1 protein-coding gene is annotated in these 217 nt (G+C 62.2%); it reads left to right on the forward strand.

The window, feature by feature from the left end:
• Positions 1-205: GDP-mannose 4,6-dehydratase (locus tag AC0L2O_RS37715; RefSeq protein WP_473373307.1), on the forward strand; the 205-nt coding region annotated here is incomplete at its 5' end.
• Between the last annotated feature and the right edge of the window lie 12 nt (positions 206-217).

The following is a 217-nucleotide window of genomic DNA, read 5'->3' on the forward strand; positions in this document are numbered from 1 at the left end:
GAAGAGCGGCAAGACCGTGGTGAAGATCGATCCCACTTACTTCCGCCCGACCGAGGTCGATCTCCTGGTCGGTGACGCCAGCAAGGCGCGCGACATGCTCGGCTGGAAGCCGAAGCGAACGTTTGCGGAACTCGTCGCGGAGATGATGGCGAGCGATCTGGCCGAAGCAAAGCGGGACGCTGGCAGTGCCAAACGCACCGTTTGAACTGAAGGGCAG

The sequence above is a fragment of the Bradyrhizobium sp. Kon10 genome (assembly GCF_055807395.1).